9 protein-coding genes are annotated in these 9,961 nt (G+C 66.9%); 5 read left to right on the forward strand and 4 right to left on the reverse strand.

The window, feature by feature from the left end; genetic code table 11:
- Nucleotides 1-57 precede the first annotated feature (57 nt).
- Entirely contained in the window at nucleotides 58-870 is an 813-nt protein-coding gene (locus tag FYM52_RS10515; RefSeq protein ID WP_154164051.1) for an exodeoxyribonuclease III, read from the reverse strand.
- Between FYM52_RS10515 and pyrE the strand changes: the two genes are divergently transcribed.
- Together pyrE and FYM52_RS10525 are read left to right on the forward strand one after the other, a co-directional pair.
- Complete coding sequence (gene pyrE / locus FYM52_RS10520) at nucleotides 869-1,567, forward strand: orotate phosphoribosyltransferase (protein WP_154164052.1); 699 nt, start codon at nucleotides 869-871, stop codon at nucleotides 1,565-1,567. The genes FYM52_RS10515 and pyrE overlap by 2 nt on opposite strands.
- 17 nt (nucleotides 1,568-1,584) lie before the next feature.
- Complete coding sequence (locus FYM52_RS10525) at nucleotides 1,585-2,241, forward strand: DUF4124 domain-containing protein (protein ID WP_154164053.1); 657 nt, start codon at nucleotides 1,585-1,587, stop codon at nucleotides 2,239-2,241.
- 45 nt (nucleotides 2,242-2,286) lie between these two features.
- Here FYM52_RS10525 and FYM52_RS10530 read toward each other — a convergent pair whose 3' ends face one another.
- On the reverse strand, nucleotides 2,287-2,523 hold the full coding sequence (locus FYM52_RS10530) for a hypothetical protein (protein ID WP_045265684.1): 237 nt from the start codon (nucleotides 2,521-2,523) through the stop codon (nucleotides 2,287-2,289).
- A gap of 310 nt (nucleotides 2,524-2,833) precedes the next feature.
- Here FYM52_RS10530 and FYM52_RS10535 point away from each other — a divergent pair, with 310 nt between their 5' ends.
- From FYM52_RS10535 to serA, 3 genes are all read left to right on the forward strand, one after another.
- Entirely contained in the window at nucleotides 2,834-3,931 is a 1,098-nt protein-coding gene (locus tag FYM52_RS10535; RefSeq protein WP_154164054.1) for a diguanylate cyclase, read from the forward strand.
- Nucleotides 3,932-4,290: 359 nt separating this feature from the next.
- Entirely contained in the window at nucleotides 4,291-6,471 is a 2,181-nt protein-coding gene (locus FYM52_RS10540; RefSeq protein WP_154164055.1) for a methyl-accepting chemotaxis protein, read from the forward strand.
- 246 nt (nucleotides 6,472-6,717) lie between these two features.
- Nucleotides 6,718-7,950 carry a phosphoglycerate dehydrogenase gene (serA, locus tag FYM52_RS10545; RefSeq protein ID WP_042411866.1) on the forward strand — a complete coding sequence of 411 codons (1,233 nt, stop codon included), beginning with the start codon at nucleotides 6,718-6,720 and terminating at the stop codon, nucleotides 7,948-7,950.
- 61 nt (nucleotides 7,951-8,011) lie between these two features.
- Here the strand turns inward: serA and FYM52_RS10550 are convergent, their stop codons facing one another.
- Together FYM52_RS10550 and FYM52_RS10555 are read right to left on the reverse strand one after the other, a co-directional pair.
- Entirely contained in the window at nucleotides 8,012-8,545 is a 534-nt protein-coding gene (locus FYM52_RS10550; RefSeq protein ID WP_162524694.1) for a GNAT family N-acetyltransferase, read from the reverse strand.
- Nucleotides 8,546-9,151: 606 nt separating this feature from the next.
- On the reverse strand, nucleotides 9,152-9,961 hold an 810-nt coding region (locus FYM52_RS10555), incomplete at its 5' end, for a DUF817 domain-containing protein (protein WP_154164057.1).

Below are 9,961 nucleotides of genomic sequence, written 5' to 3' on the forward strand. Positions count from 1 at the left end.
ACTCGTGACGCTGGGGTGCAGCATCACGGGCCATATCGCTTCACGTGTCCGAGGTATTCACAACTGGAGTGCGTAACCCACCGTGACCGGCGCGTGGTCTGAGAACTTCTCACCCTTGTAGATCGACTCGGCACGGGCCAGGGCGGCCAGGGCCGGGGTGGCCAGGTGGTAGTCCAGGCGCCACCCCACGTTGTTGGCATAGGCCTGGCCCCGGTTGCTCCACCATGTGTAGCAGGTGTCCGTGGTATCGGGTTGCAGGCAGCGGTAGACGTCTTTGATGCCGCCGGTATCGGTCTCGGCCAGCAGCATGTCCATCCAGGCACGTTCTTCGGGCGTGAAGCCGCTGTTCTTCTGGTTGCTGCGCCAGTTCTTCAGGTCTTCCTTGCGGTGGGCAATGTTGATGTCGCCGCACAGCACGAATTCTCGCTCGCCCTTCAGGCGCATCAGGTGGGCGTGCATCTTGGCCAGGAAGCGGAACTTGGCGGCCTGGCGGTCTTCGCCGGACGATCCGCTGGGAAAGTAGCTGCTGATGATGGACAGCTTGCGCGCAGGGGTGTCGAAGCGCGCTTCCACGTAGCGTCCTTCGGCATCGAACTCTTCGGGGTCAAAGCCGACGATTACATCGCTGGGCTCGTGACGGCTGTAGATGCCGACGCCGGAATAGCCCTTCTTCTGCGCAAAATGGAATACCCCGGGCATGCCGGCCAGGGTGTCGAACTTGCCCTCGATATCCACAGCTTGGGCCTTGACCTCTTGCACGCAAATACAATCCGGGCCGGTCGCCGCGATCCAGTCCTCCACACCTTTGGACGCGGCAGAGCGGATGCCGTTGAGGTTGAGGCTGGTCAATTTGAAAAGGGAAGAATCCATGTCTATCAGTGGCGCGCAGCAGAAACAGAACGATCAACTGGCGCAAGCATTTGTGCAGTTTGCGGTAGATGCAGGGGTCCTGCGGTTTGGTGAATTCAAGACCAAGGCAGGGCGCATGAGCCCGTATTTCTTCAATGCCGGCTTGTTTGACGACGGCGCCAAGATGGCGCGTCTCGCCGAATTCTATGCAAAAGCCATTGTGGCCAGTGGCATGGAATTCGATATGGTCTTTGGTCCGGCGTACAAGGGCATCCCCCTGGCGGCCACCGTGGCGGTCGAGCTGGCTCGCCTGGGCAAGAACGTGCCGTTTGCCTACAACCGCAAGGAAGCCAAGGACCATGGCGAAGGCGGCACCCTGGTTGGTGCCCCGCTGCGCGGCCGCGTACTCATCATCGATGACGTGATGAGCGCGGGCACGGCCGCCCGCGAATCGATCGCCTTGATCCAGGCTGCAGGCGCCACGCCACACGCCGTGGCCATAGCGCTGGACCGCCAGGAAAAAGCCACCGAGAATGGCAAAGATGTGGACCACAGCGCCGTGCAATACGTGCGCAACCAGCTGGGCCTGCAAGTCTGCGCGATTGCCACGCTGTCGGACCTGCTGTCCTTCCTGGGGTCCCGGGGGGGCGAGGGTGACATGGCACAGCACCACGAACGGGTGCTGGCCTACCGCCAGCGCTATGGAGTGAACGACTGATACACCTTCATCACCGCATGCGGCTTGCTCGATACATTGGATGCCTGATTTTCTGGAACCTTGGATTGACGGCCGCGGTGATGGCGCAAAAAGCGCAAGGCTCCAGCGTCTACACCTGCACGGACGCTTCGGGGCAGCACCTGACCTCGGACCGCCCCATCCCACAGTGCCAGGACCGTGAACAACGCGTGCTGGGCCCCAGTGGCATGGAGCGATCACGCCTTGGCCCGGCGCTGACCGAGACCGAGATGGCGGAGCGGCTGGAGCAGCGCCGCCAGGCCGCCTTGCTGCAGCAGCGCGAAAAAGAGCAGCGCCGCCGCGATGCGGCCCTGCTGGCGCGCTACCCGGACCGCCGCAGCCATGACGCGGCGCGGCGCGACAGCCTGCAGACCATCGAGGAGCAGCAGGCCATGGTGCAGCAGCGCCTGGGCCTGCTGGGCCGCGAGCAGGCGCAGTTGCAGCAGGAGCTGGAGTTCTACGCCAAGGACCCCGGCAAGGCGCCGGCCCGCCTGCGCACCAGCATGCAGGAGGTCGATCAGGAAATGCAGGAGCAGCGCCTGTTGCTGCAGGGCCACCAGGACGATGCCCGGCGCATGCACAACCGCTTTGATGCCGAGCTGCAACGCCTGCAGCCGCTGTGGAACCCGCAGGCGGGCACGCCGCCGCGCCCATAAAAAAGGCATGCCGCGCGGGCATGCCCATGAAAACCGCAGGCGGGCTTACAAGGCCAGCCAGACCGTATCGCCCCCGGCGCTGGATGGCTGGGGGGCAATCCCCAGCAGCGGCGCGTGGCGGCGCAGCAGCTCGTCAAAAAGTGCCGTCTCCGGGGCGCTGAGGCTCTCATCGCCGCGGTGGTAATCCGCGGCCAGTTGCGAGGTGGTGAAGCTCATGGGGCCAAACCGCTGCACGGCATTGCGCAGCTTGTCGAGGTTGATCGGGGCGGGGCTGCTGGTCATGGCTTGTCTCCTCAAAAAGAATCCAACGAAGTCGGCATGGCCTTGACTGTGGCATGGCTTGCGGTCCGCCACAAGGGGGCTGGGGTGGCCCCACGTCGCGCGGCAGTGGGCCGCTCATGCACGTCCGTAGCGCACCGTCCCGCATTGGGCGTCCGCCCTGGCGCGGCCAAGTTGCGCCCTTGTCTGGCGTGCAGGCAGGCATTGCTGCGACGTGGTGTGGACGCCTGCTACGCCCCAATACTGGGGCTGGATGGTGTGTGCTGCGCGGTGTGCACGCCGGTCCCTTTTCTTTCGCGCAGTGTGAGGCACGATGAGCCTGGTTTTTGTTCCTTCGGGGCTGCTGGTGGTGGCTGCTCTGGTGTGTGCCACCGTCTGGTGGCGGCGCCGCAACCATGGTGAACTGCTGTGGTTGGCGGCCAGCCTGTGCCTGGCGGCTATGTCGATGCTGCCGTCCTCGGTGCTGGGGGCCTGGGATGTGGCAGGGTGGGCGTCGCTGTGGGCGCTGGGTGCCGTGGTGGCTGCGGCCCAGGCGCTGGCCCAGCGTTTTGGCCGCCATGTGCAGTGGCTGGGGTGCGTGGCAGGCGCGGCGCTGGTGCTGGCGGGCCTGCTGGGCGGCGCCGCGTTGCCCGGTGTCTCCGGTGGGGAGTTGCAGGCCCTGGGCCTGACCGTGGTGCTGGGCCATGACCTGCCAGGGGCGTGGCGCGCGCCCATCCGCCACCGCGGGGATACCGCTTTGCTGGGCGTGTGGCTGCTGGGCCTGTTGGGCGTCCTCGCCCAGCCCTGGGTGGGCCGCTGGGGGCTGGCCTATGTGCCCGGCTGGGGCGTGGGTGTGCTGGAGTTGCTGATTGGCGCCGGGCTGCTGACCGCCACCATGTTGGCCTGCGTCTGGGCCGACACGCGCCATCGCAGCGGGGGGGCAGACCGCCGCTCCGCCAGCGACACCGGTCTGGCCGACCGGCACGCGTTCGAGGCTGCCTGCGGGCTGCGGCCGTTTGAACGCCAGATCCGCGTGCTGGCGCTGTGCGATGTGGAGCACCTGCCGGCACAGCGGGGACCGCGCGCCCAGGTGCAGCGCCGGTTTGCCCAGATCCTGCGCGCCAACGTGCGCGAGGGCGACCATGTGGCCCACTTGGGCGAAGAGGCCTTTGCCCTGGCCCTGCGCCAGATCGACATGGCCAATGCCCAGGCCCTGGTGCAGCGCATCGTCCTGCAGGTGCAGGAGCAGCTCTGGGAGGGGGCCGAGGCGGGCGCGCCGGAGCCGGTCAGTGCCAGCTTTGGCCTGGCCATGGTGCGCGAGGCCGACACCCTGGCGATTGCCATGCACCGCGCCGATGTGTTGCTCTACCAGGCCAAGGAGGGTGGCACCGGCCAGGTGGGCGTGGATGAGGTGGCGACCGAGGCCGCCTGAGCCGCAGGGCTCGCATTGGGACAATTTGAGAGCACCCTGCGCAGCAAGGACAAGCGCTGCAGCTCAATTTGGCGTGTGATGCCCTTGGCGCGGCACCGGCCCGCCTTCCGCCAGCTTGCATGCAGCTTGCAAACGGCGCCGGACAAACCCTGAGTCACGGATTGCAACACTTGGTTACTACTTGATCGACATCAAGGGTGGCGTGCGGCAGTCTCGCTACGCTCCAGTCCCAGATTCACCAAGCCTTGCGCTTGGTCAGCATGCTTTTGCGCAAAAGCATGACTGGGGGTGCTGTGCAGCGGCATTCCACCCCCGTGCGCACACAACAACGGCGTGGAACGCCGTGAAGGAGATGACCGATGCACATCGGCCAACGTTTTTGGCGCCGTCAAGGGCTGGGCGCCAAGCTGGCGATCACCAATTTTGTCTGGGTCGCGTCCATCCTGGGGCTGCTGGTCCTGGGCATTGCCTGGGGGGTCAGCCATTCCCTGCAGTCCAAGATGCACAGCGAGATGCAGCAAGGCATCCAGATGCTGCAGCGCTTCATTGAGTCCAACGACAAGGACCTGCGCCAGCGCACCCAGTTCCTGGCCGACAGCCTGGCGCGCAGCCTGCAGGGCACGCTCACCCTGGACCGCAGCGGCAGCGAGCCGCTGCTCAGCCTGAATGGCGAGCTGCTCAACGGCAACGACGTGCACATCCAGGGCTTCACACGCAGCACCGGCGCCGTGGCCACCGTGTTCGCGGCCCAGGGCCAGGGTGACTTCCTGCGCATCGCCACCACGCTGAAGAACGAGCAGGGCGAAGCCGCCCTGGGCAGTCTGCTGGACCGTGCCCACCCTGCCTACGCTGCCATCCAGGCGGGGCAGAGCTACATGGGCCTGGCCAACCTGTTCGGCCGCCAGTACATGACGCACTACCGCCCGCTCAAGGACGCCGCGGGCACCACCGTCGGCATCGCCTTTGTGGGCCAGGATTTCTCGGAACTGCTGGACCACCTCAAGGCCTCGATCCGCAGCCTGCAGGTCGGCCAAAGCGGCTACTACTTCGTGCTGCGCGCCGAAGATGGCCCGCAGCGCGGCCAACTGGTGGTGCACCCCGCGCAGGAAGGCAAAAACATCAGCGATTCGCAGGACAGCGACGGCCATTTCTTCATCCGCGACATGCTGGACCGCAAGCAGGGCAGCATCACCTACCCCTGGACCAACCCCGGCGAGAGCCAGGCGCGCGAGAAGCTTGCCGTTTTCGGCCACTACGCACCGTGGAACTGGGTGTTCGCCTCCAGCGCCTACGTGGATGAATTCACCGCCGAAACCCAGGCGCTGATCATCAAGTTCGCCGCCATGGGCCTGGGTGCGGTGCTGGTGCTGGCGGCCGTGTGGTTCTGGCTGATCCGCCGCATGATCGTGCGTCCCTTGAACGAAGCCAGCCGCATGGCCGATGCGATTGCCGAAGGCGACCTCACCGTGCGCATCCGCAGCGACCGCCAGGACGAGATCGGCCACCTGTTGGAGGCCATGAACAACACCAGCACCGGCCTGACCCGCGTGGTCAGCACCGTGCACGAGCAGGCCCACAGCGTGGCCCTGGCCAGCGCCGAAATCGCCCAGGCCAACCAGGACCTGGCCACGCGCACCGAAAGCGAGGCCAGCGCCCTGGAAGAGACCGCCGCCGCCATGGAGGAGCTGGGCTCCACCGTGGCCCACAACGCCGACCACGCCCAATCCGCCGACCAGCGCACGCGTGAAGCCCAGCGCGTGGTCACCGAAGGCGGCCAGGCCGTGCGCAAGGTGGTGCAGACCATGCAGGGCATCGACGCCAGCAGCAAGAAGATTGCCGACATCATCGGCGTGATCGATGGCATCGCCTTCCAGACCAACATCCTGGCGTTGAACGCGGCGGTGGAAGCCGCGCGCGCTGGCGAGCATGGCCGTGGCTTTGCCGTGGTGGCGGGCGAGGTGCGCGCCCTGGCGGGCCGCAGTGCCGAGGCCGCCAAGGAAATCAAGCAGCTCATCAGCCACAGCGTGGCCGAAATCCATGCTGGCAACCAGCAGGCCGCGCACGCCGGCGAGACCATGGAGCAGGCCATCACCGAGATTGAGAAGGTCACCCAGCTGATCACCGACATCAGCCACGCCAGCGGCGAGCAAAGCAACGGCGTGGCCCAGGTGGCCGAGGCCGTCACCCACATGGACCAGACCACGCAGAAGAACGCCGCCCTGGTCGAGGAAATGGCCGGGGCCACCGAAGGCCTGCGCAAGCAGTCCGAGGAACTGGTGCGCGCCGTCTCCATCTTCCGTCTGCAGGGCGGCCCCGTGAACCCGCTGCGCAGCCCGGTGCTGGCGCCGCGTGGGGCCCCGTCGACACCGGCCGCGCCGGCCCGCAGCGCTGCGGCAGCGACCACGCCACGGTCCCCGGCCCTGGCTCCCAGTGCGGCCGCGGCACCCGCTCCAGCCCCAGCGGCGCCCGCTGCCGCCCCCAAGGCCAAGGCCCCGGCGGCCCCAGCGACCACGGCCGAGGACGACTGGGAAACCTTCTGAGCTTGAACCGTCTGCACGGCCCGCATGTCCCCTTCGGGGCATGCGCGGTGTGTTAGGCATGAAAATGGCTGTCAGCGCTTGTCCTACCAGCGCTGGCAGCTCTTTTTTTTATGAGAACGGATGCCCGCCCGCACCAAGCAGCCCCGGGCTCCTGTGCCAGGCTGCGGCGGGCCGGTGGAGCACCTATCCCGCGTAGCGGTATCGCGAATCCGCTGTAATGGGGGATTGAGCAATCGGAGCCAAGTCATGACCCCCAAGACGTCGCTGGACAAGTCGAAGATCAAGTTTCTCCTGCTGGAAGGTATCCACCCCAGCGCCTTGCAGGTGCTGCACAACGCGGGCTACACCAACATCGAAACGGTGTCCGGGGCGCTGCCGCCCGAGGAGCTGCTGCGCAAGATTGCCGATGTGCACTTTGTCGGCATCCGCTCGCGCACCCAGCTGACGGCCGAGGTGTTTGCCGCCGCTCAGAAGCTGGTGGCCGTCGGGTGCTTCTGCATCGGCACCAACCAGGTCGATCTGGACGCTGCGCGCCAGCACGGCGTGGTGGTGTTCAACGCCCCGTACTCCAACACCCGTTCCGTGGCCGAGCTGGTGCTGGGCGAAGCCATCCTGCTGCTGCGCGGCATTCCCGCCAAGAACGCGGTGGCGCACCGTGGCGGCTGGCTCAAGACTGCCGACAACGCCTATGAAATCCGCGGCAAGACCCTGGGCATCGTCGGCTACGGCTCCATCGGCACCCAGCTGTCGGTGCTGGCCGAGGGCCTGGGCATGCAGGTCGTGTTCCACGACGTGGTCACCAAGCTGCCGCTGGGCAATGCGCGCCAGGCCGCCTCGCTGCAAGAGCTGCTGGCCACCAGCGACATCGTCAGCCTGCATGTGCCCGAGCTGCCGTCCACGCAATGGATGATCGGCGCCGCCGAAATCGCCGCGATGAAGCCCGGCGCCATCCTGATCAATGCCTCGCGCGGCACCGTGGTTGAGATTGATCCGCTGGCCGACGCCCTGCGTGCGGGCCAGCTGCTGGGGGCGGCCATCGACGTGTTCCCGGTCGAGCCGCGCACCAACAAGGACGAGTTCACCTCGCCCCTGCGCGGCCTGGACAACGTCATCCTGACCCCGCACATCGGCGGCTCGACCATGGAGGCGCAGGCCAACATCGGCCTGGAAGTGGCGGAAAAGCTGGTCAAGTACAGCGACAACGGCACCACCACCTCGGCGGTCAACTTCCCCGAAGTGGCGCTGCCGGCCCACCCCGGGCAAAAGCGCATCCTGCACGTGCACCACAACGTGCCTGGCGTGCTGTCGGCCATCAACCAGGTGTTTGCGCAGCATGGCCTGAACATCGTCGGCCAGTACCTGCGCACCGACGAGAAGCTGGGCTATGTGGTGATGGACATCGGTGCCGAAGCCCAGGACCTGCCGCTGGCGCAGCTGGCCGAGATCACCGGCACCATCCGCTGCCGCGTGCTGTTCTGAGCACGTCGGGCCCGCGCCGCCCCGCCCGGGCTCCGCGGCACGGGCGCGGGTGGCGCGCCGCTCACACCGGGGCGGCGGGCGCCTGGGGCTGGGCGTGGGCCTCGAAGTACAGCAGGTCGAACCACTGGCGGTGCAGCTGGATGCTGCAGCGCGAGTGGCCGAAACGGTGAAAACCATTTTTCTCCAGCACCCGGATCGAGGCCGGATTCTCCGGCCGCGCCGTGGCTTCCAGCCGCTGCAGGCCATGCACCTGAAAAGCCTTGTGCATCACCGCCTGCACGGCGGCGCTGGCCAGCCCCTGGCCACTGTGCGTGGGCGCAATCCGGTAGCCCAGCGACGCGCTGTGGTACGGCGCGGGGCGCACCTGGGTCAGGTTGATGCGCCCCGCCAGCTCGCCACCCAGCCAGATCAGGTAGTGGAAGGCCTGGCCCGTTGCTTGCAGCTGCAGGGCCGCCTGCAGGGCGTGGTCAAAGCCGACCGGGGTGTAGAAGTTGTCGGGGCGGGCATTGACCCAGCTTTCGAAGTAGGCGCGGTGCGTCGTTTCAAACACCCAGAGCGGGTGCGCATCTTGGGCGCGCAGCAAGATCAGTTCCACGGTGGCTTTCGGGATGGAGATGCGGCGATTCTGTGGCGGGTGCGCAGGGCTTGGCAAGCGGGCGGTGTCCACGGCAGTCGGGGGCGGGCCATGGCATGCGTGGCCATGACCGGGCGCAGGACGTGGTCCGTCTGATGCCTGTGGGTGGGCCACCGTGCCAGGGCTGGTGGCTGTGGCGCGATGGGGTGGAGCGAACAAGGCAAACGCCTGGCGCTACCCCGATGGCTGGAGCGGTGGCTGCAGACCCCAGGGCGCCCTGGCGCGGGGTGGAATGCCCAATGCGCCGCCGCACGTGTGAGGGTCCCCGACCACACAACGGTGGCCGCAGGCAGTGCCGTGGGAAGGACGGCGCGGCGGCGGCACGGTCTGCAGACAGACCGCCTCCAGGACAAAGAACCGCCTGGCGCCAGGGTGTCTTGGCACGACCATGCGCTGGGGCATGCCCGCTGCAAAGCACTTTGCAGCCGGTCCAATAAGGAACCAGTCCCTCGGCCTCTGACCGGGTCGTTGCGCGCCACCGCGCCGGCGGTGGCTGAAAAGAACTTTGCAGCACCCCATCCACGCGGGTGGCCGGACCCACGGCCATTCCAGATGCGCAGCAGCGCCTCAGTGCGGCACGTGGATCTTGGTCTTGATGTGCTTGAGGTTGGCCACGATGGTGAAGGTCATCACCACCAGCATGGACCACGAACTCCACTTGCCCACGTGCACGGCCGACCAGGCGCCCAGCTGGTTGGGGTAGCTCCAGACCCCGGCGAAGGTGGAGATGTTCTCGGCCAGCCAGATGAAGAAGCCGATCAGCACAAAGGCCAGCAGCAGCGGCATCTGGCGGTCTCGGTCCAGCGGGCGGAAGACCACGGTGGTGCGCGCGTACAGGCCCAGGGCACAGGCGGCCAGGTACCAGCGGTAATCGCCGATGTAGTGGTGGGTGAAGAAGTTGGCGTAGATCAGCACCGCGATCAGCGCCGCCATCCAGTGCGGCGGGTGGTGGCGGATGCGCAGGTCGAACAGGCGCCAGGCCTGGATGATGTAGCTGCCCACGGCCGCGTACATGAAGCCCGAGAACAGCGGCACGCCCCAGAGCTTGGTGTAGGCGAAGTCGGGGTAGGCCCAGGACTTGATGCCGCTGGAAGTCTTGAACACCTCCAGCGCGAAGCCCACGATGTGGAACAGGGAGATGGCCTTCAGCTCATCCCAGGTTTCCAGCTTGGTGGCCACCATGGCGATCTGGATGGCCAGGGCCGCCAGCAGCAGCGCGTCGTAGCGCGGCAGGCCCAGCACGCCCGCGCGCGGCACCGCGAACACCGCCAGGAAGAACAGCGCCGCCATCCAGTGCGGCGGGTGGTGGCGGATGCGCAGGTCGAACAGGCGCCAGGCCTGGATGATGTAGCTGCCCACGGCCGCGTACATGAAGCC

The sequence above is a fragment of the Comamonas sp. CAH-2 genome (assembly GCF_009668305.1).
Taxonomy (GTDB): domain Bacteria; phylum Pseudomonadota; class Gammaproteobacteria; order Burkholderiales; family Burkholderiaceae_C; genus Comamonas; species Comamonas aquatica.